General features: G+C 59.6%; 24 protein-coding genes. 9 read left to right on the top strand and 15 right to left on the bottom strand.

The window, feature by feature from the left end; translation table 11 throughout:
* Nucleotides 1-211: 211 nt before the first annotated feature.
* On the bottom strand, nucleotides 212-814 hold the full coding sequence (locus tag E3T34_RS01095) for an HNH endonuclease (protein WP_134341887.1): 603 nt from the start codon (nucleotides 812-814) through the stop codon (nucleotides 212-214).
* 14 nt (nucleotides 815-828) lie between these two features.
* Here E3T34_RS01095 and E3T34_RS01090 point away from each other — a divergent pair, with 14 nt between their 5' ends.
* Together E3T34_RS01090 and E3T34_RS01085 are read left to right on the top strand one after the other, a co-directional pair.
* Nucleotides 829-1185, top strand: a complete 357-nt coding sequence (locus tag E3T34_RS01090; RefSeq protein WP_134341886.1) for a hypothetical protein — start codon at nucleotides 829-831, stop codon at nucleotides 1183-1185.
* Nucleotides 1186-1394: 209 nt separating this feature from the next.
* Complete coding sequence (locus tag E3T34_RS01085) at nucleotides 1395-1802, top strand: hypothetical protein (RefSeq protein WP_134341885.1); 408 nt, start codon at nucleotides 1395-1397, stop codon at nucleotides 1800-1802.
* Nucleotides 1803-2188: 386 nt separating this feature from the next.
* On the opposite strand, the gene E3T34_RS01080 is transcribed toward E3T34_RS01085, so the two are convergent.
* The gene (locus E3T34_RS01080; RefSeq protein WP_134341884.1) at nucleotides 2189-2761 is read right to left on the bottom strand and encodes a hypothetical protein; all 573 of its coding nucleotides are present in this window, start codon (nucleotides 2759-2761) and stop codon (nucleotides 2189-2191) included.
* 10 nt (nucleotides 2762-2771) lie between these two features.
* Nucleotides 2772-4430 carry a hypothetical protein gene (locus E3T34_RS01075; RefSeq protein ID WP_134341883.1) on the bottom strand — a complete coding sequence of 553 codons (1659 nt, stop codon included), beginning with the start codon at nucleotides 4428-4430 and terminating at the stop codon, nucleotides 2772-2774.
* 514 nt (nucleotides 4431-4944) lie between these two features.
* On the opposite strand from E3T34_RS01075, the gene E3T34_RS01065 reads away from it, so the two are divergent.
* Both E3T34_RS01065 and E3T34_RS01060 read left to right on the top strand, forming a co-directional pair.
* Nucleotides 4945-6768 carry a hypothetical protein gene (locus tag E3T34_RS01065; RefSeq protein WP_134341881.1) on the top strand — a complete coding sequence of 608 codons (1824 nt, stop codon included), beginning with the start codon at nucleotides 4945-4947 and terminating at the stop codon, nucleotides 6766-6768.
* A 94-nt stretch (nucleotides 6769-6862) separates the two neighbouring features.
* The gene (locus tag E3T34_RS01060) at nucleotides 6863-7252 is read left to right on the top strand and encodes a hypothetical protein (protein ID WP_134341880.1); all 390 of its coding nucleotides are present in this window, start codon (nucleotides 6863-6865) and stop codon (nucleotides 7250-7252) included.
* Nucleotides 7253-7635: 383 nt separating this feature from the next.
* Here the strand turns inward: E3T34_RS01060 and E3T34_RS01055 are convergent, their stop codons facing one another.
* The 11 genes from E3T34_RS01055 to E3T34_RS01010 all read right to left on the bottom strand — a co-directional run bounded on the left by E3T34_RS01055 (nucleotide 7636) and on the right by E3T34_RS01010 (nucleotide 19409).
* Nucleotides 7636-8526, bottom strand: a complete 891-nt coding sequence (locus E3T34_RS01055) for a Dam family site-specific DNA-(adenine-N6)-methyltransferase (protein ID WP_255570902.1) — start codon at nucleotides 8524-8526, stop codon at nucleotides 7636-7638.
* Nucleotides 8489-9307 (bottom strand): hypothetical protein, encoded by an 819-nt coding sequence (locus E3T34_RS01050; protein ID WP_134341878.1) that lies wholly within the window; start codon nucleotides 9305-9307, stop codon nucleotides 8489-8491. The genes E3T34_RS01055 and E3T34_RS01050 overlap by 38 nt, the downstream gene beginning before the upstream one ends.
* Before the next feature lie 194 nt (nucleotides 9308-9501).
* Nucleotides 9502-11547, bottom strand: a complete 2046-nt coding sequence (locus E3T34_RS01045; RefSeq protein ID WP_134341877.1) for a hypothetical protein — start codon at nucleotides 11545-11547, stop codon at nucleotides 9502-9504.
* A complete protein-coding gene (locus E3T34_RS01040; RefSeq protein ID WP_134341876.1) occupies nucleotides 11544-12854 on the bottom strand; it encodes a metallophosphoesterase in 1311 nt (436 codons plus the stop codon). Before E3T34_RS01040 ends, E3T34_RS01045 begins: the two co-directional genes overlap by 4 nt.
* Before the next feature lie 243 nt (nucleotides 12855-13097).
* Complete coding sequence (locus E3T34_RS16240) at nucleotides 13098-13193, bottom strand: AAA family ATPase (RefSeq protein ID WP_241977313.1); 96 nt, start codon at nucleotides 13191-13193, stop codon at nucleotides 13098-13100.
* Between the two features lie 70 nt (nucleotides 13194-13263).
* Nucleotides 13264-13386, bottom strand: coding sequence for a hypothetical protein (locus E3T34_RS16635; RefSeq protein ID WP_255570901.1), 123 nt, complete (start codon nucleotides 13384-13386; stop codon nucleotides 13264-13266).
* Between the two features lie 325 nt (nucleotides 13387-13711).
* Nucleotides 13712-16015: a DGQHR domain-containing protein gene (locus E3T34_RS01030; RefSeq protein WP_198412241.1), complete on the bottom strand. Its 2304-nt coding sequence runs from the start codon at nucleotides 16013-16015 to the stop codon at nucleotides 13712-13714.
* Nucleotides 16012-16848 (bottom strand): Dam family site-specific DNA-(adenine-N6)-methyltransferase, encoded by an 837-nt coding sequence (locus E3T34_RS01025; RefSeq protein WP_134341875.1) that lies wholly within the window; start codon nucleotides 16846-16848, stop codon nucleotides 16012-16014. The genes E3T34_RS01030 and E3T34_RS01025 overlap by 4 nt, the downstream gene beginning before the upstream one ends.
* Nucleotides 16849-16964: 116 nt before the next feature.
* Entirely contained in the window at nucleotides 16965-17525 is a 561-nt protein-coding gene (locus tag E3T34_RS01020) for an HAD family acid phosphatase (protein ID WP_134341874.1), read from the bottom strand.
* A 279-nt stretch (nucleotides 17526-17804) separates the two neighbouring features.
* A complete protein-coding gene (locus tag E3T34_RS01015) occupies nucleotides 17805-18644 on the bottom strand; it encodes a metallophosphoesterase (protein ID WP_370327043.1) in 840 nt (279 codons plus the stop codon).
* A gap of 168 nt (nucleotides 18645-18812) precedes the next feature.
* The gene (locus E3T34_RS01010; RefSeq protein WP_134341872.1) at nucleotides 18813-19409 is read right to left on the bottom strand and encodes a hypothetical protein; all 597 of its coding nucleotides are present in this window, start codon (nucleotides 19407-19409) and stop codon (nucleotides 18813-18815) included.
* A 304-nt stretch (nucleotides 19410-19713) separates the two neighbouring features.
* On the opposite strand from E3T34_RS01010, the gene E3T34_RS01005 reads away from it, so the two are divergent.
* Nucleotides 19714-21582, top strand: a complete 1869-nt coding sequence (locus E3T34_RS01005) for a hypothetical protein (protein WP_134341871.1) — start codon at nucleotides 19714-19716, stop codon at nucleotides 21580-21582.
* A gap of 94 nt (nucleotides 21583-21676) precedes the next feature.
* Here the strand turns inward: E3T34_RS01005 and E3T34_RS15635 are convergent, their stop codons facing one another.
* Nucleotides 21677-22189 (bottom strand): hypothetical protein, encoded by a 513-nt coding sequence (locus tag E3T34_RS15635; RefSeq protein ID WP_158252031.1) that lies wholly within the window; start codon nucleotides 22187-22189, stop codon nucleotides 21677-21679.
* A gap of 204 nt (nucleotides 22190-22393) precedes the next feature.
* On the opposite strand from E3T34_RS15635, the gene E3T34_RS00995 reads away from it, so the two are divergent.
* Genes E3T34_RS00995 through E3T34_RS00980 form a run of 4 tightly spaced genes read left to right on the top strand, consistent with a single transcriptional unit; the run spans nucleotide 22394 to nucleotide 24296 of the window.
* The gene (locus E3T34_RS00995) at nucleotides 22394-22750 is read left to right on the top strand and encodes a hypothetical protein (protein WP_134341870.1); all 357 of its coding nucleotides are present in this window, start codon (nucleotides 22394-22396) and stop codon (nucleotides 22748-22750) included.
* Nucleotides 22747-23049, top strand: a complete 303-nt coding sequence (locus E3T34_RS00990; RefSeq protein ID WP_134341869.1) for a hypothetical protein — start codon at nucleotides 22747-22749, stop codon at nucleotides 23047-23049. The genes E3T34_RS00995 and E3T34_RS00990 overlap by 4 nt, the downstream gene beginning before the upstream one ends.
* 39 nt (nucleotides 23050-23088) lie before the next feature.
* The gene (locus E3T34_RS00985) at nucleotides 23089-23391 is read left to right on the top strand and encodes a hypothetical protein (protein WP_134341868.1); all 303 of its coding nucleotides are present in this window, start codon (nucleotides 23089-23091) and stop codon (nucleotides 23389-23391) included.
* The gene (locus E3T34_RS00980) at nucleotides 23388-24296 is read left to right on the top strand and encodes a site-specific integrase (protein WP_134341867.1); all 909 of its coding nucleotides are present in this window, start codon (nucleotides 23388-23390) and stop codon (nucleotides 24294-24296) included. Before E3T34_RS00985 ends, E3T34_RS00980 begins: the two co-directional genes overlap by 4 nt.
* Nucleotides 24297-24344 lie beyond the last annotated feature (48 nt).

Genomic DNA, 24344 nt, shown 5'->3' with positions numbered 1-24344 from the left:
AGGTGGAGCTCCATTTCCTCCACAGCCCTCATTGCTTTCCTCCAGCACGCACGTCACTTTTCCTCCAGCACGCACGTCACCATGCGCTCCGTCCGCCTTCGCTATCGATCTGCAAGAGGCGCGGCGATTCAATCCAGAGATGCAAACGAGGAGTCTCGTTCAAGCCGACCAAGAAGGACTTCAGAATCACTCCCGGTGCCCTTCGGAAGGATTACGTCTCTGGAAATAGCGTGGGAGTTCGCTCCCCCGCGCGTGACGAAGCGACTCGCAATCGAATCGACTCGACTGTGGTCTCGGCTTCCCTCATCGCTTGAAGGATGGCCGCATGGTTGCGCCAATGTTCGTCCCACAGTTGATCGCCGACGACAGACGCAAAGTCAATCAAAGTAGGTGTCTCCCAAGCTTCATAGTTTGCGAGGAGGTTCGCCCTCTCCTCTAGGCCAGCGATACCGCGGGTCTCGGGTGACAGGCGTGCCGAGCTGAACATCCATGTTCGCCATGGCTTATTGCCCTTGCTCTGATTGCATTTGCCGCAGGCTGGCACGAGATTATGAATCTCCGAGATGTAACCCGTTGGTTGCTTGCCTACGACGAGGGGACGCAGATGGTCCCACTCTGATGCGGGATCGCCACAATACGCGCACACCACCGTGTCCTCCATACCAAGGATTCGCAGAGCTTCATCAATCTGCTCAACAGTCGGCGGCACGACCGGAATGATGCCATTCACGAAAGAATTTGTGATGCTCGAGGAACGACCGGTAATACGCACCGGCTTGGGCATGGCGAATCGAAATACTGCACGGTCGATCATATGGACGATCTTAGGTGACGGCACCAACCCCTTTTCAATACCGGTACCCGGTGAAGGAGCGCAGCAGTGACCAGGTTCTCCACTCCGTCGACGACGGTGGCAGCAGCAGCAGCAGCAGGCCAGTATCCAACGAGGTCGTCTTCCACGACGCTCAAGCTGCGATCGGGGCCGCCGTGCTCTCCACCCACTACGCCCTGACCCGCGGCCGAAACCGGCGCACCAGAGCCCGCGGGGTCTCCATGACCGGCGAGCAGACGTGGGACCTGCTGGACGTGGCGAGGCAGGGCCGAGGGCGTCAGACCGCCGAGCGGGAGCGGGGCATGGTCGCGGCCGGGGACAAAGTCAACCAGATGTGGCGGCGGAGGGCATGACCTGCTCCTTCACCGTCCACAGATAAACCTCAGCCGACGGGAGGGCGTAGGGTTCTTCCCCGACTCGCAAGCCACCCAGAGAGGCTCGCAGACGAGCGCTGAACACCTCGGCAAGCTTGTGGGACCCGCGGTGAACCTGCCCTGTGTCGACGGCATCCATCGACGCGCGCATACGCCAGACTAACTACTCAAGTTGGAAGAGGTTGAAGATGCGTTCAAAGACGCTTGCAGTCGGACTGCTCACAGTTGGGTTTCTCATGACGGGCTGTAGCTCAAATTCCGGCGACACGGCCGAGGAGTTTGAGTCCGGTCCCGACGCGATCCAGAAAGCATCGGTCGTCTTGGGAGGCGAATACACGTATGACGAGTTGAAAACCGCTACAGATATTGCGCTTATGGCGGGTGGAGAAAGCTTGACGGAATCGACCCGGACAAGTGTCTGGGACTCGATCCTCAACGTCAAGAAGGGTCTCATAGAAAAGGGATATCCCGAGCCCGACTCGATGGCGGTACTGGAGTGTCTTCCGAACTCGGTCTCCGACCGCGGTGTCGAACTAACTCAGGCGGTCGCATTTTGTTCCCTCGAAGCTGCTGGGATTCCTGAGTCATTGTGGTGAAAATTGCAGTGCGTTCGGTTAGAAACCGGAGTCTGTCAGGCCCCTCAGGACGGCACTGATACCGGGCGGTTCAACCACGTCAGCCCTCCCCGGATAGAAGACCAGTAACGCCCGGTTGAAGTGGCCGTGGTTTCAATCGGCATCCACAGGGGAAACGCAGCTCCCGATGGTCGGGTCTCGCTCGTCGATAACTGCCCCACGCGGCGCCTGGTGATTCCCCCAGGCGACAAGTCGAACTGGCCTCTGATCTCCGCGTCCCAGTAGCGGTACCCAAATGCCAGTCCCCGAGATACTTCAGAACCGAGGCGAGTTGGCGCCGACTCTGCGTCCGAAAAGGCCCGTTTGTGGGCGACCGGGGTGTCGCCGAATGCTACTTCGGTCGTGCACTAGTTGCGCCAGGAGTTGTAGACGTCGGCCAAGGTCCGCGGTCCCCGCTCCACTCGCTGCCGCAATGACCTGGCAGCCAGCACGGAGCATGTTTGCATCGGACTCATCGGCTCGGGACTGATGCCGGTGATGACGGGCTGGTTCTGAAACATGTACCTCTTGGTGCGCTCGTTGCCCGATGCCCATCGGCCGCCAGCCGTCTCAATGAGCATCTCACCGAGGTAGCGAGCGGCACCGTCAATTAGCCATAAAGTATCTGCGGAGAAGCGGGCGTATCCCGCTGAGCTGGGGTGGTGGAACCATGAGGGCAGATCTTCGGGAGGCTCGAGCTGATCCGCATCGATTCGGGGTCCGGGTTGGCCGAGGGGTGGTGGTTCGTATCCTGATCGCCAAGCGAACTTCGGCTCGACTGCATCCCACACCGACTCGAGCGAGTTGGGTGAGAACGTCAGTTCGCGATCGATGGTTGACGCAAACCGGTCGAGAGACCTTTGCTGGTCGTCGAGAAACCTGGCGAGGTACTCGGCAGCGTCGACCCGGGTCATCGCAACGAAGTCGGTGTAGTTGGGCATCAAGCCGCTCCTAAGCGGGGACGTGGATCGTGTACGGGATACCCAGCTCGTCAAGGAGGTCGAGCACCGGCTTGCTGGGGCCCATCGTGTTCGAGACGGAACTGGCGAAGAAGTGCCAGTGAGCACCCTCGATATCGCCCTTCTCCACGAGGTAAGCATCCGACCTGATCTGCTTCTCGATCGACGGGCTCAGATAAACACGACCCACTTTCGATTCGTGAGCCACGTTGTCAACCAAGACATCGAACCGCCGAGCGACCACATTGCATACCTCCATGCAGTCTTTTGTAGAACGCACGACCTGCGTGTACTCACCACCACCCGCTGCTCCAAAGAGCCCGGCCAGGAATACTTCTCCCTCTCCACCCGTGGCGAATAACCGAGCGCTGCCGGCAGCTTTGACGTGGCCATCGCGCTTCATGGCCTCAGCGAGACTATCGAGGCCGACCCTCCCCTCTTGAAGTCGGAGGAGCGACTTCTCGCTGAAGCCAGCGTCCCGGAGGTACGCCCAGTTTTTCGTGATCTGCGCTGTGGTCTCTGCCTTGATATGGTCCGGAACCCACTTGAGCGCCACGATAGTGGCACCGACAGCGGGGGCAAGCTCGGGGTGACGGAGGACGAACTTCGCGGTCTTGGCGGGGATAGCGACCGCGTCGCCAGCCGCCGGTACCAAGCCGACGACGCTGAAGCCTGCACCGACCCAGTCAGCGTGGATGCCCGACCCGATGGCATCGCGTAGGTCCGCAGTCCCTCCGACCACCCAGCCGACTCCGGGAATGAAACTGGAGCTTCCGGAGGCCAGATTGCCGGCCAACCAGGCGAGAGACTCACCCGGCACGATCTCGCCGAACACCGCCCCCTGAGCGAAATCCCGCGCATAGGTCGATGGCTCGACCTTCACATCGGCCCATAGTTGATTGAGCCCCTGGCTCTCCTGATTCTTGACCTCGTACCCGTCGTCGAAACCGTCGCCGTCGGTGTCAGCGACATCCGGAGCGGTGCCGAAATGCTCGACCTCGCGGCCGTCCTCGAGCTCATCGCCGTCGCTGTCGCGATCGAACGCGTCGAGGGAGAGATCGGCCTCAGCGGTGTCGGACAGGCCGTCCTCGTCAGTATCGGGTATCAGCGGGCTCGAGAAAGCCCCGAATTCGATGCCCTTGCCGGGGTCATAGACCGCTTGGCCCGCTTCGTCCCCGTCAGTGAGTCCGTCGTCGTCAGTGTCGGGATCCATCGGATCGGTTCGGTAGACCGCGCCCCTCGTGCTCAGCCAGCCGCTCGTCTCGGGCTTGTCGCCGAGATCGTCGTCGTCGGAGTCGACCTTGGTGGGGTTGGAAATTCCCGCGTAGAGGGTGCTCTCGTCGGGGTCTGAGACCACCTGACCGGCCTCGTCTCCATCAGTGAGTCCGTCGCCGTCCGTATCGGCCGCATGAGGATCCGTGGTGAACGTGCTGCCACCGAGCGTGCGCCAGCCGAACACCTCGACGCGATTCGCCAACCCGTCGTCGTCGGAGTCCGCCTGGCCGGCGACGTAGCCAAAACCGATGACAATGAGGAGCACCACCAATGCGCCAGCGAGTGCCCCCAGGGACCAGCGGCGGCTCCTTGCAGCTTTGGTGACGGGCTCCCGCGATGCGACCTCCCTCTGGGCCGGCACGTCAGGTTTACTCACGCTTGGATTCCGGTCTCCGTGTGACCGTCGACCGAACCAGTCTCGGCTAGCTCGCCGAAGGAGTGCGCGCGGACAGTCCGGTCGCGATCAGCTCGTCCATCGCTTTCAGGAACCGTTGAGAAGTCCGCCCATTGGTCGCCGAGCACACCACCGATGGCGTCAGAAGCCGCTCTCATCAGTCCCATCAGAACAGCCCCCGGTCTGTATAGCCAGCAGCCAGCAGCGTGCCGCTGTCATTCAGGGTAGTGGCCCGAGGAGAGAAAACCGCACGGGGGTCGCTGCTGCCGCCAAGCGGCACAGCCCAGCCCCCGCGATCATCCCGGTCTAGGCCTTGCGCACGGGACGTCACGGCGGGCGCTTGTACGCCCGGATCGCAGCAACGAGTACTTTCCTGTGTCTCACGGGGTGAAGATTTCAGGGCCGCAAGTAGTTGCGAGTGGACTCGCTATCCTTAACCAGAAGCCTTGGGTATTCAGTCTGAATTCCCCAGAGGCGGCGCGAAATGGGGGCTCCTTTGTCGAACGAACCGATCTTGCTTTTCCTGCATGGAGTTGGGGACGGCGACAAGGACGACAACTGGAAGATCCGTTTCACCGAGGCCCTGACCAGTCTGGGGTACCCCGATCTGGACACAGTCCGAGTGATCGCACCCAAGTACGCTCACGCACTGAAGGGCTGGGACGAGAAAGTCCCACTGCCGGGTGTGACGATCAAGCAGCCTCCCCGCGATGTGGCCAAGAAGAACCGCCGAGATTTCGAACGCCGTATGGGCGCCGTTGAGTTCCGACTCGGACGTCACGATCGCGGCCATGGCTACGCAGGTGGAAATGCTTATATTGGCGCGGGCGTAGGTCTGGGCCGCGCCGGCCTGCCGTTATTGAAGCAAGCGCACAACTACCTCAAGAATCCTGAGATTCGCGCGCAAGTCCTGAACCGGATCCTGACGAAGTTGCCCGAGTCAGGGAGGCTTGTCCTCGTAGGCCATAGCCTCGGCTCCGTGATCGCCGCCGACCTCGTGCGTCGCTTGCCGGTTGGGCTCGAGGTTGTCGGCATGGTGAGCATTGGGAGCCCGTTGGCGAACGGAAGCTTCGATGTTGACAAACTGCGAGAGACCCTGAAAGAACCGCCGACGAACCTGGCCTGGTGGGTGAACTTCTGGAACGCCCCTGATCTCGTGGCCGCCCACCGCGGTGTGTCCTCCGTCTTCCCATGGATGGTCGATTTTCGGATTGACACGAAGAAGGTCGGGATCCAAGCCCACGCCGCGGCGGAGTACCTCTCCAATGAGGCGGTGGCGACGGCCATTGGCTTCGCGCTGTTCGGGTCCAGGTCGAAGGAGCTCGCGGGCATCGACAAGGGTCTCGACATTCCCGTGGACGCCATAGAGCGTATGGCCCTTCTGGCGCTGCGTTACGCCCACCTCCTGAAGATGAGATTGGAGGGTGACCAACGGGATCGTTTCGCCGGTGCGCTGCGACACGTGCAAGCAGCCGTCGTCGACGACATCCGACGACGGAACGACAGCGAGGACAGGCATCGCCGAGGAATGCCGTCCGCGATTGCACGCCTCGCCTTCGACCTGTCCGATCCGCACGCGACTGTGCCCGACCCGCTCCCGTGCAGCCATCTCCCAAAGGACGAGGCCGTCGTCCTGTTGACGATCCTCGCGGCAGAGAACGTCATCCGACCGTTTGAGATCACGATCTCGAAAGACAAGTGGCAGGATGCCATGAAGGATCTCACCGCCGAGATGGGATTGGGAAGCCAGTACGGCGCCGATGTCTTCGCGGCCGCCAAACGTGCGCAAGAGGCACTGAGCGGCGGAGTGAACTGGATGAAGTGGGGTGCACTGGGCGCTAGCGCGGCGCTGATTGTCCTGGCGACCGGCGGCCTGGCGCTCGCGGCTGGCGCCGGTCTTGCCGGAGCCGCAGCCATTACCAGCGCGCTGGCGGCCTTCGGGCCGGGCGGGATGATGGGGGGCCTCCTGACGGCTGGCACCCTCCTCACTGCGGGTGGCAGCGGCCTCGCATTTGGTCTGGCGAGCGCCGGAACCACCGCAGCAACCCTCGAAGCGGTTGTTGAACGCCAGCTGGCGGCGGCAGTTCTGCGGAAATGTCATGACCTCGAGCAGGATCCGGCTGCCTGGAGAGTCCTGGCCGAAACCGAGATTGAGGTCAGGCGTGAATATGAGCGGCTCGATGAGTTCTCGGACGAATCGTCACTGGGACTCAAAGAACTGAAGCGGAAGATCCAGACCATCGAGCGCGCGCTGAAGTATCTGAGGGACAACGGTCTCGAGCCGGGCATCACCCCCGGGGCTCTCGACCAGACGGATTAGACCGATCGCGACCATCGACCCGATCGTTTCGACTGCGCAGAACGCCTCCGAAACCCCGGCCTCGCCCCGCCTACAACAAAGGAGCAACGACACAATGACCTCGATCAGCGACAGCATCAACCGCCACGTCAACCACATTGTCGACAAGCGGATGCAAGAGTCCACCAACGAGATCAAGATTCGAGGGGCCGTTGAGAGCTCACTGGACTACACAGTGACACAGATATTCTCGGCCGAAGCTATCGGGCGGGCTGCCGAGAAACTCGACGACGATCGCGTTCTCGCTCTGCAAGTTATCGCCGCCGCGTTCGGCGCAATGGATCCGGAAGGCGTGGAAGAAAGCAGGTCGGGCGAATCGTCATGCGTTCAATGCAACGCGCCCATCGGCTTCACGATCTCCGGGTTCACTCTGTTCCCAAAGCGAGTGGTCTGCCCGAATTGCGGCGTCATGGGCGTTCCCGGAACCCAGGATCAACGCCGCTGACCAATGGGCACTCGTCCCGCCCCACGCGTGCACCCGGTTAGGGCCTTTCGGCGCTGGTCAGACTTGCCTGTGGCCGATAGGCGCGGTTATGTCAGCAGGGCCGAAACCCGCCAGTGGTGGCCGGCCGGCAGCGGTTCTTGCGCTTACTGGTCGCGGTGTTCCAGGTTCGTCGGCGGCCGACGACCCAGTTCGCCCAGGACCCGCAGCCCACTCCGGTCCCGATGGGAGGAACCGCACGTTAGTTGCGGTCGCGATTTCAGCCGAGGGCCACACGGCTCCCCGCCCGTATCTGGACCACTTGTTAACGCCGACCCAAAACAGGGCCAGCAGTGCCGGGCGAGAACCAACGGACTACTTTCCAACCAGCATCGACAAGCTGTTCGCTAGCGTCCGTCCGACTCGGCCAGCAGTTTAGAGATGGCCTTTTGTGCGACCGGAATTCGTCGTCCGAGCCGTTCCCAACGATCGCTCCCAGAGGCGATTAGGACTTCTCCGTTTGGCATCGTCCGCGAGTGTTGAACGCTGAGTAGTCGCCACCCACTGAAACCTGCAAGTAGGTCTGCACTTGCAGGAAGTGTCGCAATTATGGGAACGCCGGACGTCGACAGAGTGTTACTCACTGTCGCAAGGCGCTCTCGACTAGCCGACCGAAACGGATCAGCGCCGTATCGATCAAATGTTTCATGTCCCGCTGCAGAGTAGGGCGGATCTAGAAACACCAGGTCGTCCGCTTCTGCGCGGTTCAGCGCAATCTCGAAATCCTCGACAAACAGTTCCCCGTTGGCGAGCAACTGAGAATGCGACTCAATCGACTTCATCAGGGAATCGGGAACAAATCGACCACCCCCACCATAGGGAACGTTATACACGCCCGCACGGTTGACGCGATACATGCCTGCATAGGCGGTGCGGTTTAGGAACAAAAATCGGACGGCCATGTCCAAATCCGTCGTCGGCAGTTCAGAGCGAATGCGTAAGAAGTCCTCACGTGAGTCTGTCCATGTCCGGATTGCGCTAATCAAATATGCCGGGTTATCTCGACAAGCCAAATGAAAGTTCATTAGTTCCGCATTCGCATCGCTCGCGATAAATGTAGCTCTGTCGAACGTCGATATTGTCGATCCACCTCCAAAAAACGGATCTATCAAACGCGCATAGTTGATCCTCGACGAAAGCTCGGAAAGGACGTGTCGCAAACGGTATTTTCCGCCCATCCAACGCAGGGGCGGCCTGGGACTAATGCTCTGCAAGGACTGATCTGCTCCATGGAACACTCACGGTGATGAGGAGGTAGCGAGAAATCCCCAGAACATCCACCGGTTCATGGCGCTCTGACTGAACGTAGAAAACGTTTCTGATTGTGTCCCCGCTGATCGAGGCAACAGCAGCTGCCAGTGAGACACTTTTGGGACCTGCGAGGAGGATCGAGACAGACCTATCTTCCTCGTGAGCCATAAGGATAGACGCATTTCGAATTTGCTGAATCATTTCGTCTATGTCGTCGATTGAAACGGCGACCTCGGTCAACCTCGACGAAATGACTGACGTGCGCAACGGGGGAAGCTCGGACTCCAGTGTCTCGTTGTTTGCTTGGTCAGGTGAATTCGACAGCAATAGAACCAACTCATCTGGTTCGAGCATTTCAATGAGTCGCCTTGTTCTCTTACCTTCGAATCCGGCCGAGACAATAAGACGATTGCGGGTCCCAGTCGTCCCTGGGCGTCCCAGCCCCGGAATCGGAGTGGGGAGCCAGTCACCGCTCCTAAAAAGATAGGGAGATTCCTCGGACTTCTGCGAGACCTGATACCCCGTCGCTAGTGCGTACGAAAATTCGAACTCCGCCACAATTCCTGATCTAAAGCCCCAGGCCATAACCGCAAGAGCAGTAAACCGCGAAGTGCCGGCCAGATCTATCAATACTCTGATCGGCCTGCCGGTGCGAGAGGCAACAGATTGAAGAATTCTGGAAACAGCTCGCACAATTTCGTATTGAGATTTTCGATCCACTTCTAAAACTGTGACAGTTTCCGAAGTCGTGTTCGCAAACGCATTCACCTGATCAGAATATTGGGAGGCGACCTCTGTTTGTGAGCTCCGCGCGAGTGAACAAATGATAGACGTATCGATTGAAATGTCTGATCCAACCAAAGCGGTGCAGCGAATATCCCAGTTCCCAGCGAATACTGCAACGTCATATTTGCCCCGAGCCATCGCAGAAGATTCAGAAGTCCTACTCCGCACATTGAGCTTCAAAATAGGCCCTGTTCCATGTCAAACAGTGGAATTGCGAGGTGGGTCTCAGCCTTAGCGCGCTGGCTGCCTATTGGCCGGCCACCGGAACTGACAATTTCCGTGTAAGCACGGGACGCCAGGGCTTCCAGATCTAGGTCGCCGCCGGTAATGGCAATTCGATCTAAGTGTTCCCAACGGATGCGGCTCATGTACTGAGGTTGACGATACGAGAATCCGTGCAACTTCGCCAACGATCGATTCACCCTCACTTGAAGTCGGTTCGGGTGAGTTGGATCGATTCCGCCAACCAAATAGCCTTCTCGCGAACAGTTGTGGATTGCTTCCAGCAAAGCCACCGTTCGTGCTGTGTCTTCCCTGCGAAGGTCCAGATCACCCGCAGCCTGAGGAATCTCCAATGAGAAGAGCGTCCGCTCTGGGATCGATATAGGTCTCGATGAGGGATCCATATCTAACTTGCTCGAGAGCTGGCTAAGGAATTCCACCAAGGCCCGCGACACTGAGGTCAGGTTCACAAGGCGGCCGTCGAGGTCTGCCATCTTCTCCGTTGAGAGTCTCTTGAGTGCGCTGTTCTGATGTGAAACCGAGACTGGGCTCCGAGCGACAAACTTTGTGATTCTCTCCGGCAGCGGCGACCCCCTGAGTGGCTGAGCTATTTCGAAGCAACTGTCAAGAAAGATGAAGACGTCACGCAACGAATTCTCCATCATTCGAAGTGCGATGTTTGTCCCTGCGTAAACCGGCTCGCGAACTCCGAGGGTCGCGAGCAGCTTCAAGTAGCCTGCCACAAACTTTTTTCTGTAACCGGAGCTTTCCGACGCACGGCGTTGGACCCGATCGCCACCCGAGCTTTCGAGTTCGTCGCCGCTCGTGAGCGGATCTTCGACTTCCGAAATTCCTCCACCGGCGGAAAGGAACGCTCGAATAGGCGCTGAGCGGCTGGCACTGGAATCTTTAGCTTCTTCCGTCCATACCGCTATCTGACGCCTGGATTCTGGTCGCTCGGGGCGGGCGACTAAGAGGAGTTCGTCCAGAGTAAAGGAACCCAACAGCACGGCGACATCGAATTTTGGTGCCGAGTCATCGATTGAGCGAAGACGCTCATTCATAATCCCATTGATGAGATCGATGAACTGTCTTACCGACCGCCGCCGGAGGTCCAATAGCAAGCGGTCATGAACAGTCAGTCTGACCTGTGGGTTTATTGTCTCGACGCCTAGGTCGTCAAGTGATGCCACCGTCATCAATAGAGGACTCCGACATTCGCGGACCATAGTGCGGACTGTCCCACGACCTGCGTCAGAAAGGTACTCGCCCTCATCTATGCACATCTGGAATACCCACGGGGCACCGTGATGAGTCGGAAGGAGACGCGCAAGCGCCTCGAAAACATGATTTGAAAAGTCGACCAGACGGCCGAGCCTAAGTAGCCCCGCCACTTCTTCGGGAGACGAGAACATATCTGTTGCTCGACTGTAAATTTCATCAGTAAGTCGAGCGGCGACATCCCTAATCCTGCGGAGCGACAACACCCCCCGCGGGGATGAGAGCGAAGATCGAATTGAGGCAGGAAGCCACTGGTCAAACTCCTCCTCGATTTCCTCGAGGACGCGTACCTCCTCGCTCAGAGATTCCATTCCAGCGCGGGTCCGTAGTGCCGTTACCGCTTTGCATGCTTCCTCTATCCACAGGCCTCGTAGGTAGCTGGAAAGGATCGCGTGGGTGACGCTCACACTGGCATCTCGAAGCCAATCGTTCAGCACGTCCATCTGCAGATATTGAAGCCCGAAGTAGCAGCCCACAACGCCATCGTCGAAAGCGCTTTGTCCCGACGAACCGTCAAGGGCGGGATTGGAAACCCTCTCCCGCCAGTTCAGTGCTTTCAGCAGTGAGGTCTTACCGGTACCGCGATGGCCTATTACGAAACAGTGCTTTCGCGCTTCGCGGATTTTCTGATAGTCCGACGTGTCAAGGAAGTAGAAATGTCGAGAGTCTTCATTTTCCCAACGGATAAGTTTGAAGGGGGATACGGAAAGCTCAGTCATCTGAAGCTGTACTCCTGTTCGACAAAAGAGTCCGCTGGGTCGGAGTCCAATTCGATCAAGCCAGACCAGGCCGCTTCCACGGTTGCCGTCTCCACCTCGTCGGCGCTGAGGGAGAATCGTGCCTCGGCTCCGAGTCTGATGAGGTCCCCACCGCTGGAAGCGCGATACTCCATCAATGTAGAAAAAAATGCGCGCAAGTGAACGGGAATAGTTTTTCGTGCCGCAAGAGGAATTCGAATGGGTACGGAGCTTACGAGTCCACCGGTACCCCGATCCACGCGAATTCTATAGAGAAGGAGGCCGAGTACGCGGCCATGTGCCCCGAATTCGACAACAATTCGGTTGAAGCCCTCTGAGAGGAGGGGTGCCGCAATGGCGACAATCGGCGGGCCGTCAACGCCTGCGTTGGATCCAGACCCCCGAATCGTCTCCAGCGATTCCTCGTGTATATGACCGTGGAGATACAGAACCGGTCGGCTGAGAGCAAGCAACCTCCGTCGCACCTGTCCGCCATTGATCATTTCCGTATAGGGGCCAAAACGCGGGGTGGCCTGCGGAAGAAAACCGTGATGTGCCGCGACGACCATCAGCCCCGATTGATTCGACGAACTCGAATCCTCAATTTCGTCAAGATCATTCGGATCGATCATAGGAATGTCCAAGATTTCCTGAATACTCATGGAGGGACTTGTGACTGTTACTTTCGCAACCAAGGACTTGGAGTCGGTGAGGATGCCATGGGGATCTACCGAGCGGAGCAATTCCGCTACCGGATCGTCAACAGTTATTGAAGGGAACAACCGAGGCGCGCCATTTGCCTTCGTGGAATTGAGACTGCCCACCGTGATGAGGGCGTTCCCGCTGGCGTGCGTAGAAATTCTAAAGTCCTTTGTTAGAGAAAGGACGCTTTTTTCAAGGAGTAATCTACTTTCCAGGACGTCAAATCGCTTCGAGGTGAGGTCCGTGAACGCCATTTCATCAGCGAGATCCACGTCGTGATTGCCAGGAAGCAAGTGCACGCTTTCCGGCGGAATTGTTTCGCCCACACCGATTGCCGTTTCAAGGTATTCCGTCGCCTGGTCAAAACCTCCCAAGTCGCCTCTATCAGTCAAATCACCGCAAATGACGATCGCGGCTATCGCTCCGCTAGACACTTCCTTCGAGATCTCCCGGGCGATTATTGACGCGATCGGCTTTGAGAAGTGCCCAGGAATGCCTCCGGTTGTGCCTTTGTCTTTGTTATCTACACTCGTCCACTGACCCATGAAGGTCGGGTAGTGAACATCACCAATTTGGAGAAGCGACATACGTTGGATCAAGAAGGCCCCAGTTCACGACTATTAATCGAAGTGTATCGAAAGTGGCTGGAGTCGATGACCGGGAGATGTACCCGGAGTAGAACTCGGATATCCGTGTAGATACTCCGAACGTCGCCCAACCGGACTGCCCGATCGGACACTAGATTTGAATCGCATTGGGGAGAGGACGTGAGACGGCACGCGGCGCCTGAATCCTAAAGACGCGTCTTCCCTCCCTGAGCCGCTGACGATTCAAGGGCCGCTAACCAAATAGAACTCAGCCTTCGACTCACGAACGATGATTCTCGCAAGATGTGTCTTATTGGTTCCTGGAGGTCCAGTGAACAGGACACCCTTGACTGGGCGCGCCTTGATTTTCTCGAGCTTATCTCGCCGTTCAATTTGAGTCGTGGGTCAACTACTCGTCGGACATCTGGTATTCGTGAGCTTGCCGCACCAGTCCCATGACGTACGCGAAGTTGCAGTCCTCCGCCAGGCCGATCTCCGTCGGCCCGTTGCCCCAGCGGCCTTTGTTCCTCACGTCCCAGGCGAGTGTTCTCTCGTCGTGGAGAGCTTCAACCGGGGACGAGCTGGGCGGAGACCCCGAACGGATCGCCCGATGTTTTAGCAGGTTCCTCCCTTGGATTGCCCACGGTACTTCTCACAACAACGCCTTATCGGAACGATGAGAAATTTTTCAAGGTCGACGCTCGCTTCCGATACCGGTATAGGCACCATCAGGCCGTCGAAGCGGGACTTCCCTCCTACAAAGTGCTTGGAGCGTGATGTCGCAATGCGGAGCCCGCCTTCGGATCTTCTGCTCGCCTTGACCCAAGTGCACGCCGCGGAGTCGCCCGAGCCGAGCGTCAAAGATCGTTGTCGGTTTGTCCCTTAACCAGCCACGTATGGAGCGTGGTCAGAAAGTCGTGGTCGTCCACCGACACAGTCCGTTGGTGTGCAACGTCGTTGCGCAAGTCACTAACTGTTGCGATCCAACTTGTTCGCGCCTTCCGGCCGCCGGCCTTATTCTCGTCTCCAGGGGGCGTGTAGCGCTTCTCGAACAACTCTTGCCAGAGGTCCTGAGTCTGGATCATCACGTCGCGATAATTAACGATGTACAGGCAGTCCCACTCGTCGATCTCTTCTCCTTGCGAGCGATCTGCGTTTCGCTCGACCATCATCTTGCCGGCCTCGACACGAAGGTTTCGAGGCACGCCCAACTTGAACCAGTCCGAGCTGTACTTGTCCTGTAGGCGCTTTCGGACGTCATGCTTCATAAACGACTCAAGTTCGTCGATCATGTCGCGAGACTCGTCGTTGAATTGCTTCTGTTCATCGCGCAGATATTCGGCAAGACCAGGTGGATCGAATTCGGCCCTCGCCTCGGAGATCGCTTGCTGCAGGCGCCGCCAGTACTTTGTCCCAGCACCAGAGCCATAAAGCTGCCGATATTCGAGGCCTTCGGCTGGCTCAAGACCTGAGAGATGTTCGATCATCGAGTCGATATAGGGGACCGCATCTTCATACAGCGTCTGCGGGTCCTGCTGCCTCGGGTCGTAATCGCCGTCTTGTGCGGCGAGATGGATGACGATATCGCCAAGGATCCGGATTATCGACTCGATGCCGTTATTGATGAACACGAACCCACCGTCGGCACTACCGAGCTTGTGTTGAAGGTTTAGGTGTTCCCGAACGTGGCCGATACCGAGCGCTAGATATTCAAACAGCGCGTCACAGGTCGCGTCGTTGGTTCCTCGGTAGAAAGTGCCAATCTCTTTGACTTCGGTCTTGGTGAAGGTTCCGATGAATCCACCCCTGTCTAGGCCCCTTGCGACAGCGTCGATCGTGAGGCACCGAAGCGGAGTCTTTGAGTCTTCGCCGACCTGAACGCGGCCGTAGAGCGGCGAAACCTTGTCCTCGCCAAGCCGCTGCGCCAGCACCAACTTGAGCGCCTTTGCCTGCTCACGGAGATCTTCGGATGCGTAGAGGAGGTCAGCGTTGAGGGTATTCCGAAGGTTCTTCGGCACAGCCTGTTGGTTCTCGTTGACATCCATGAACATCCGCATCTGGGCGGACCGGCTCAGGGACACGAATGCAACTACGGGAATAAGATCAGTCGTCGCTCGTGTGCTGGCTGAGTAGCCGTACAGGCGATGCTGCCCGTCGATTACATAGGCCGCCCGGAAGGTCTGCGGCAGATGCAAGAGCCCGGCGCGCGTTTGTCCGTTCACCTTGGGGAACGCGTCGAACTGCAGGCCGCGCGGACCACCTTCAAGGCTCAGGATCAGCGAGTTTGGGAAGTAGCCTCCTGAATCCACGAACTGGGCGACGCTCTTGAGCCGCGTCTTTTTGATGAGACGCTGGTAAGTCGGCATCAGGCTCGAGTTCGCTTTACTGCGGTGCAGGATATAGCCAAGTTTGAGTAAACGATCTGGCTCGATCGAGAAGGAATAGTACTTGTGGCCACCCATAGAGGCCTCGATCGCCACAACCTCGTGATCGAGGTTGGGGATCTTCTGGCCTGAAAAGAGATTCCCAAGGAGTTGGAAGCGAGCCGCCACGCCAAGGTGATCCGCCAAAGCAAGGTAATAGTCAATGACGTCGTCGCTCATGTGGATGATATCCGCGGCTGCGATCCGGTCGGTGGTTGGCTTTGTAACGCCGTAGTTGTTAGTGGCCAGGATGAACTTGACCTTGTGCTTCCCGTACTCGTTCTTGATCGTGCGGAGAATTCCAGCGCGCTGGCCTTGGATCGCTTCGATCTCCTTCTTAAACTGACCGGTTCTCGTTTCGACCGTTGACTTGCACTCGACTACGAGGATCACGTCGTCATCGGCTGCGAAGACGTCAATCTGCTGGCGTTCGCCGTCGCCGTCGCCGTACTTGAGGGTGAACAAACGGTTTTTGTTTAGGGAAGTGAAACCGAGTTTCGCAAACGTTGCCCAAACGCGGTCCTCAAACGCGGCGTCGTGAGGCTTAGCCTTCCGCATTCGTACGGTGCTCTTGTTCCGCTTGTCGAGCACCCAGCCCAATCCCTCTAGTTCGGAGATCCGGGTCGGAGGAACAGTCTGGAACTGGTCGGGAGACAACCGCTTGCGTGTCTCAGCAAGCACACCTTTCCCCGGCATCAGGTTGTCGCGGATTAATTCGCCCGGCGGTGGAAGTATCATGCGCTTGGCAAGTTCGTGAACAGGTATTCGGTCGCACGGCCTCGGGCAGCCAACCTACCCCCGACGTTGTTCTTTCGACTCGTCTCCACTCGTCGATCCCCCTTTTCGAAAAGTTCGGCAATCGATGCGTGGGCCGCATTGGTCATTATGTAAAATGCGCCTCGCTCGCGGACCTGATCGATCACGGCGCTTAGGCGCTGCTGGTCTGCAAACAGAAACAGGCGGTCGTTGTACTTCACGAAGCCGTTGCTGTTGTGAGCGACGGTGTACGGCGGGTCAAGAAAGACGAGATCCCCCTCGCCAACCTCGCGGAGTGCAGCAGCAAAATCGCCGACCATGAGTTTCGCCGATTTCAGCCGGGTGCTTGCTGCCTTGAGCTGCTCCAGGCCGGGCCGATTGTCCGATGGCTTGTAGCCGAAGGGGACGTTATATTCCCCCCGGAGGTTGACCCGATAGAGGCCATTGAAGGAGGTGTGGTTGAGGAAAATGAATCGCGCAGCGCGGTTAGCGGGTGTTCGTGGTCGGGCCGCACGAGCTGCGTAGTAGTCCTCCTCCGTGTTGCGGTATCGGCGTAGCCGCTGCCAGACATCGTCTGGAGCCTCCTGAACTGCTGAGTAGGTCTCGATGAGATCGGCGTTCAGGTCGGAAAGATATGAACGGCTACCGAAGTCGGTTCCGAAGAAAACTGCGGCGCCACCGGCAAACGGCTCGTGATAGTTACGAATCTGCACCTCTGAGGTCAGCTCTTCAACATATGAAACTAGCCAGCGTTTCCCACCCGCCCATCGGAGAAACGGCGGAAGGCCAACGTGGGACCAAGATCGCGTCGCCACCGCGGGTTGCTGCGCTGCTAACGACACTTAGGTTCCCATCTGGCTGACATCACGTCCTCATGCTATGCGGGGCGTCCCAAGCGGTACGCGGAACGCGCCGACTTGAACCGACTTGGTCAAGCGAATGGGCTTTCGGTTCCACGAATTCCTTCGACAATGGAATCGATGCGGTCATCCCTGGTGTCGGCCGGCCACATGACCGCGGAAAGCGAGCCCGCCGCGTCGACCCTCAAGGTGGGAATAGAGGCCCCTGCCCACACGGCCAGAATGTCGTCTCGGTCGTCAACAGCGAGCCGGGTCTCGTAGCGACTCTGGACCTCCCCGCAGATTTCAGCTTTCACCACGGCATCAGGCCTGTAGTCGAGGTCGCGGCGTGTAATCAGTTCAACTCGTCGGACGCCGTGCTTATCAAGCCATCGCTCAGTCAGCTCGGCCCACCGTGCTTCCCTCGCCGTCACGACCACAATCGCGTACCCGTCAAGCGCGAGCGTACCGATTAGCTGGGTCACCTGCGGGAACGTCGGACAGGCCTCCGAGGCTGAGTGGAATTGCGCGAAATTAGCGCGGAATCGCTCAGCCCCGGCGGGTCGCTCGACAAAGTGGCGAATCCTGCGAACGTCGCACAGCGTTCCGTCGACGTCGCAGATGATCGCCGGGGCGCGGGTCAGGGAATTCATCCGGCAACTGTTGCGCACGGGGCCGGTGCACGCCAACTCGCCATCAAAGTGAACCGTCCGGGTTTCATGCCGCCGCTGTGTTGGCGGCTTCGTCCGTTATCGGGCCGATCTTTTCAGTGTAGTAGTTGGCCTCGAAGAGTGATGACCCCGACGCCCTCGACCACGGCGGCCACGTGGCCCGAGTGGATGAGTCGAGATCGCGGTAATGCGCAACCAGCACGGCCACGAACTGTGCGAGCGGTTGCTAAGCCGGGTTGATCCGAAGGCGCGGGTTCGCAGTCATTCTTGGTGTCCTACCTGCAACTCTCGCGAGATGTATTCCAGTTCGAGAGTGTCCACATCGAGGATGGCTTGGGTGGTCGAAACCGCTGAACCGCCTTGGTCCAGGATCACGACACGTGTCTGGAATTCCCGGTCGCCGGGGCTGTGGGTGACCAGTTCGTCGATATGCCGGTGGTAGTGGCCACCGAGGTAGATCCGGGGCTGCACCTGCAGGAACCCGCGGTGAAACATAGCTCGTCCTTCGGCGGAGTACCTGAGGCCGGCTGGCGGCCACCCGTGGTCTGTTGCCGCCAGCCACGCGTCCAGGGTCGGGAGGCCCAAAGGTGCGTCGTGTCCGATGAGCACGTCGGCATGGCCGTGGCCCAGCGCGTCCAGGTCAGCCTCGGTGATAGATTCTTCCGCCCAGACAGAACGCCCCAAGACTCGGTGGCCGATATCGACCGAGTTGGCGCCGCCGAGGGCAGCAAGGGTGGCGCCGCTGGCAAGGGTGGTCCTGTAGCCACGCGGGATATGGGCGATGTTCGGTCGGATCCAACGCAGCCCGTCATCGGCGACCGGGAACTTGTAGAGGAGGTCGAAGTCCTCGTGATTGCCGTCAACGAACGCGAGCGTCTGGTGCGTCGCCTTCAGTCGCCGGCTCAGCTTGTCAATGTCGATACCCCAGTTGTGCCCCGGCCATAGAAACCCGAAATCATCAAGGACCACCAAGAGTTCGATGCCTCGGGCTGACATCGTTCGTGCCACGGTCAGCACGTGTTGCATGTCGCCGTGGGTGTCGCCGAGGAATCCGATGCGACTGGCGGCGGACAGTCCGCCCGGCCCGGTCGCTGTGATCACCGCGCCCTCGCCGTCTTGTCCCGCGCTCGGCGATCACCGAGCGCGAGACACCCGCATCGGGACTCCGGTTCGTGAACAGCCATGTCACCAAATTACGGTGCGGTGTTCCCTTTGGGGTGCACGCCGGGCATCCGTTGTCGACGAGTCGGGCTTTCGGGGATCCCGTTCTCAGCGGGAGTGGCGGAGTCCAGATCCCGTGTTCTGCAGGGCCATGAGCACAGCGAGCTGTGCGGCCCGGCTCTCGGACTGTGTTCCCATCTGCAAGTGTCGGAGTTGCCGGCCCAACCATCGGGCCAGCGCGAACTCCCGCCTATCCGCACCGTTGAGGTAGGGCAGTTTTCCTGTTAGGTCGACGTGCTGGACGCAGTCGTCGAAGTTTTCCTGCCAGGCGTGGTCGTGGGGATCCCACTCGAATGCCGGTGAGAGGTCGAGCCGAAGGATCTGGTATCGGCAGAGTTTGTCTTCGAAGCGGCGCTGGTATCGGGCCCACTCGCCCCGGCGCCGTTCTTCCGCGGGGAGGGTGGCAAGGTTTCGGGTCCGTTCGCGCGGGATTCGCCCGTTTTCGCGCCAGTAGCCTTCGTAGCCATAGAGGGCAGAGACCCAGTTGGCTGGGCGTTTGGCTGCGGTCGATCGGGAAGCGTCGCGGTGTGCACTGTTCTTATCGGCTTCCGCGTAGCGGGCCGAGCGTGGGTCCGGATCTGGATCTTTCAGCCAGAGTTCCTCGGCTTTGGCGAACAGTTTTTCTTGGGGGTTCGTGCCGTTCATGGGTAGCCCGTCGTGGCCGCCGGGGTGGCGGCCTTGACGAGGTCATGCGCGGGGCAGCCCGAAGATGCGCGGTCGGTCGCGGACTCATGGAACTTCGTCCAAGAATCGGCGGATTGATCCGCGAATTCTTCCTACGGTTGTGGTGCGAAGCGTTCCAATATCGACGGATCCGACAATCTCAGAATTTCTTTTGAAATTCTTTTTTCGCAATTGATCGGGCATTACCTTCAGGCAGGGGGATGGACGATGACGAATATGGCCGAATTCTTCTCAGGGCCCGAAATCCGCCGCACACATATGTTTTATGACAAACAACCGATTCACCGACAACCTCAACTCCGACACCAACAGCCTCGCCAAGCTGCGGGATACCATGACTGCTGACTCCACCACACCGGACACCACCGATTGTGACGGCATGAGCGCATCCGAAATCCACTCCGGTGGTCGCACACTCCATGTCTTCACTACGCAGCAGGTCGCACTGGCCCACTCCCGGGTTCTCCAGACCGGCATCCTTGACATGCTGGATGCGTGGCGAAGCGAAGATGCTCACGTCACCGGTGCCCGCGCACGGCCCGCCCTCATCTCTGCCCACGCCATCCTGGTTGGGTTTCTCCTGCTCGCCAGCGAACACGGTCCGCTCCAGATCAGCTCCCTCGCACAGGTCTTTCAACACCGGCTGCCCGCCGAGTCCCGCACGCTTCTGTGCCTCCCGGACGCCGCACCTGGTTTCGCAGGTCATGCTCGCGAGGTGAAGCGCTGGATGGGCCGCACTCACCGTGCCTTCCACCGCATGCTTAGCCTGATGGATCCCTTCCCGCAGGAACGGAACACTTCGTCCACCTACACGGAGGTCCAGGCCGTTCTGGATGCGCACGACTCCGACCGCGAGAAGAAGATGAAAGCCCGTCTGGACGAATTCACGGAGGGGTTCCTGCACATGACATTCATGCAGCAGCCGCGGCACCTCCGTCATGCCACCAGCCGCATCGACCTCGCCATCGAGCAGACATTCATCGCGTCGCCCACCACCGGCGGGTTCTCAAAAAAGACCCTGGCCCAGAAGGTTGCGGACGAAATTGGCACCGATCCTCTGCTCCGTCAGCCAGCACCTGTCGACGTGTTCGCCGGATGGTGGTTGGGCAGGGCTCACAACGGCAGGAGCGACTTCCGCTGGGGCTGGGCTGCCAACATCGCCGTGCGCGTCGACTCGGAATCCCCCGGGGAATTCCGATTCCCCAAGCTGGCGATCAGTGCAACCCTAAGCATGCCCAACATCGGGGTGGCCGAAGAAGCCGTTTCGCTGATGCGTTCTGCCCTCAGCACCGGCCTCGCACCCGGCATCACGGATGCCGACAAAGCCTACTTCGCCAACTCTCCTGTCGAACGCCTCCACGAACCCACGTTCAACCTCGGGTTCACACCGTCGACCGATTACCGCGTCGAGCGACTCGGAGTGCAAGGCGGCCAGTTCGGATCAACCTTCATCGAAGGCAAGGCCTACTGCCCCAGCATGCCCACGAGACTCCAAGACGCGTCCAGGGATCACGTCAACGGCACCATCGACGCAGAGACATTTCAACGTCGCATTCAGGAACGCGTTCGCTTCGAGCTTCGTCCCAAGGGCAAGGCCGATGACCAGGGCCGGGTCCGCATGATGTGCCCCGCCGTCGGGGCCAGCCCGGCCGTCACTTGCCCACTGCGCGACATTCCAGGAGGCAACGTCCGCTCGAACCGCCCTCGCGTCGACGAGGACGACCTTCCGAACTTTCCCGACAAGATCTGCACCCAGAAGTCCGTGACCTTTGACAAATACGACGGTCTGCGTGAGCGTCAGGCCTTCACGTATGGGAGCCCGGAGTGGCAGGAATTTCATACTCACTCACGGAACTCCGTTGAAAGCCTGAACGCCGGTGTCAAAAACCCTGTTTTCGAGAGTCTCGACGACGCCTCCCGCCGGACTGTGCGCGGGTTCGCTGCTGCCCAAGTCTTCGTGACGATCTTGCTCACCAACTACAACCTGCGCACAATCGCCGCGTACTTACGCGTTGAAATCCAGGATCAGGCCTCGAACACAGTGGTGTTAGAAACAACCACGAACGCGCGTCGCGGAAACCGTCAGCGGGCAGCCCGGTGCACCCGTGAGGAAGGTGCTGCGCCTACGACGTAGCCGAATCCAAGAAGTCGCTCCTGAGGATGCTCAGGACGACTTCTTGTATGGGGTCGCCGAAAGCCCGTGGTTTGCACGGGCAGCCTCAACACCGTCACCACCGGGCCTCGAACTGATTCTTGGCCGCACGCAACACTGCATCCGGTTGCTCGAGATGATCGACGGGACGGTCCTCCGCGTCAAATGCCGTCGTCGGAGAGCACAGCCAAAGCAGCAAATTCTCTTCGGACCAACCATTTGCCGCCGCCAGTTCGATGAGCCGCGCCATCATCGGGATGATCGTTCCGTGGGTCCGATCGAGTTGGAAACCCGGATACACGACGGCGTTCCGACGGACGACGCCGGCGATCTGATGCGCAGCGCGCCGTCTGGCCGCCAGCGTCCGGTTTGACGGGCTGGCTCCCAAACGTTCGGCGACTTGCCCGCTGGTCAGCAACCCAAACTCTGCGGCGATACTGCGCCACATGTTCTCTGTCGCCTGCAGGCTGCGCGCGAGCTGCGGCGAAACCACATCCGGGCTCGCCGCCATGGCACGCCTGAGCCGCCACACACCGGGCTCGGAAACCCCCGAGGTGTCCGGTTCCCCGGGACGCTCTGCTCCGGCCATGGTCCACCTCCACGTGGCTATTTGCCTCGCAGCCTATTGCTGAAGCCGCTGAAGACTCCCGTGTGTCCTACCTTTCACCACGGGGCTGGTCGGGTTTGTCGCTGAGTCGGCTGATTGAAGTCGGCAGCTTTCGTAGCGTTGACCTTCAGCAGACCGAAGTGGTCCGACAGGTGGACACCCGGTCCGAGAGAAACGGGGTGCGGCATGGTTGACATGGCTGAAGGCGCTGCAGGCGACTGCGGGGCGAGTGGACCGGATTTCCTGTGGGGTATCGAAGGCGGATGCTGGCTCATCACGACTGAGGACTCGACCTATCGGATCGACCTGGACGCCATGACCATCGACAGGTTTCGGTTTCCTGATCCCTCGTCCGCCCCCACGGATAATGGGCACACTCGCCCGCTGAGGGAGATCGTGGAGTGCAGGGTTGGAAAGCTCGGCTACTGGCTCCTAAACCCCGAAGGCCCCGACATTGAGACCGTTGAGTACTACTGGCAACGTTCCAGCACCGTCGTGCGCATTGAACCTGTGCCCGCTCAGCCGGCAGATCGCCCCGAGTGATGGCCAGCGAACGGACGGAGGAGCTGACAGGTGCCGAGGGCGGCCGCTGGATTGTGACGACGCTGAGTTCCATGTATCGATTCGATCTGGACGCGATGACGGTCACCCGAGTCCCCGGCGAAGGTGCCAGTCGAACCGTGAACGATCGGACGCGGCCGCTCCGTGAGATCGTGCGCTGCGGGGTCGGCGCACGGGGCTACTGGTTGATGAATCCCGAGGATGACGAGTCGGCCTTCGTCGAGAACTACTGGCAGCTGTCCACCACGATCCAGAGCATCGCACCCGCACCCGCGGAGTGATCGGCGAAATGGGCTAGTCGGGCCCGGAAGGAGCACAGCGTGGATACTTTGACGGATGACGCAACCGGCTGTTACGTCGTAACGACGGCCTCCGCCACTCGCTACTGGCTCGACCTCGACCGACGGCTACTTCGACGTGTGACCAGTCCCGGGGTTCAATCGCCCCTTCGCCTGCGCCAGGACGGCGACGACATCGATTTACTCGAGGTTGTCCAGTGTCACATCGGTCGGCCCATGGTGTTGCTGATCAACTTGAATGTGCCGGGCGTGTGGTTGACGACCCGCGAATCCACCCCCGTTGTCCGCATTGAGTCCGTGCCGAAGACGTTGATCCGGCGATGACCGACTACAAGAAGCCGCCCTACGACTACCGGCCCATCAACGCGCTGCCCTACTGGGACGTCATTGGCGAGTTCATCACCTCCGCCGTGACCGACACCGCAGCAGCAACGGGTCGCGAGGAGCGCTCGCTCTACCCCGCTGCCGTCGGGTTCGTCTTGTGGTGTTGGCAGAGCCGCGGCACGCCACTTGAACGGAAACGCATTTTCCGCCGGGCCACCGTCGAAGAATTCATCCATCTGGCAATGACGAGATACACCAAAGGCAGCAGAGCCACTCACCGGGCAACGCTCTGGCTGATGATCGAAAACCTGAACCCCGCCGATCTCAACCGCAGTCACCGGCCGATCTCCCGGTCGGCACCCACGAAACCCTATTCGGCCCCAGAGGTCGCGGTGCTCAACAGCTGGGCTACATCGCAGGGAACCGAACATCGGCGCCGAGACGCGATTGCCCTCCTCGCCCTCGGCCTCGGGGCCGGCCTGGCCTCGCGGGAGCTCCTCGGTGTTCGCGTCCAGGACCTCGACATCAGGACCGGTGGCATTCAGGTGATCGTGTGGGAGAGCCGACCCCGGGTCGTCCCCCTTCGTCCCGACTGGGAACGCCCTCTCCGCCGGATCCTCGAGGACCTCCAACCCAACGATTGGCTTTTCCGCCCCGGTCGACTCAGCGCGACCTCCGGCCAGGTCACGGACTTCCTACTTCGAGCCCGCACCGACCTGGATGTGCGCCCCAGTCGCATGCGCGCCACCTGGCTGCTCGACCACCTTCGCGGCGGCACGCCACCCCAGGAACTACTGCGGATCTCAGGGCTGAAAAACCTGGCAGCCCTCGACAAACTAGCCATATTTACCCCCAGAACGAGGGTAATCCCACCTTTTCGCGAATCACTCACTAAAAAGCTCTGATCAGGGCTTTGGTTGCGCTGCGGTGATCGAGAATGGTGCGATTCAGAG

Origin of the sequence: Cryobacterium sp. TMT1-62 (assembly GCF_004403145.1) — a bacterium.
Classification (GTDB): Bacteria; Actinomycetota; Actinomycetes; order Actinomycetales; family Microbacteriaceae; genus Cryobacterium; species Cryobacterium sandaracinum.
This window is presented reverse-complemented; position numbering and strand designations above follow the sequence as displayed.

Excerpts from the sequence above, each read along its gene's own strand:
- E3T34_RS01080 (WP_134341884.1), bottom strand. The coding sequence starts at position 2,761 with ATGCCCAACTACACCGACTTCGTTGCGATGACCCGGGTCGACGCTGCC.
- E3T34_RS01020 (WP_134341874.1), bottom strand. The coding sequence starts at position 17,525 with ATGAATTCCCTGACCCGCGCCCCGGCGATCATCTGCGACGTCGACGGA.
- E3T34_RS00980 (WP_134341867.1), top strand. The coding sequence starts at position 23,388 with ATGACCGACTACAAGAAGCCGCCCTACGACTACCGGCCCATCAACGCG.
- E3T34_RS01040 (WP_134341876.1), bottom strand. The coding sequence starts at position 12,854 with ATGTCGCTTCTCCAAATTGGTGATGTTCACTACCCGACCTTCATGGGT.
- E3T34_RS01030 (WP_198412241.1), bottom strand. The coding sequence starts at position 16,015 with ATGATACTTCCACCGCCGGGCGAATTAATCCGCGACAACCTGATGCCG.
- E3T34_RS01095 (WP_134341887.1), bottom strand. The coding sequence starts at position 814 with ATGATCGACCGTGCAGTATTTCGATTCGCCATGCCCAAGCCGGTGCGT.
- E3T34_RS01085 (WP_134341885.1), top strand. The coding sequence starts at position 1,395 with ATGCGTTCAAAGACGCTTGCAGTCGGACTGCTCACAGTTGGGTTTCTC.
- E3T34_RS00995 (WP_134341870.1), top strand. The coding sequence starts at position 22,394 with ATGGTTGACATGGCTGAAGGCGCTGCAGGCGACTGCGGGGCGAGTGGA.
- E3T34_RS15635 (WP_158252031.1), bottom strand. The coding sequence starts at position 22,189 with ATGGCCGGAGCAGAGCGTCCCGGGGAACCGGACACCTCGGGGGTTTCC.
- E3T34_RS01060 (WP_134341880.1), top strand. The coding sequence starts at position 6,863 with ATGACCTCGATCAGCGACAGCATCAACCGCCACGTCAACCACATTGTC.
- E3T34_RS01010 (WP_134341872.1), bottom strand. The coding sequence starts at position 19,409 with ATGAACGGCACGAACCCCCAAGAAAAACTGTTCGCCAAAGCCGAGGAA.
- E3T34_RS01045 (WP_134341877.1), bottom strand. The coding sequence starts at position 11,547 with ATGACTGAGCTTTCCGTATCCCCCTTCAAACTTATCCGTTGGGAAAAT.
- E3T34_RS01005 (WP_134341871.1), top strand. The coding sequence starts at position 19,714 with ATGACAAACAACCGATTCACCGACAACCTCAACTCCGACACCAACAGC.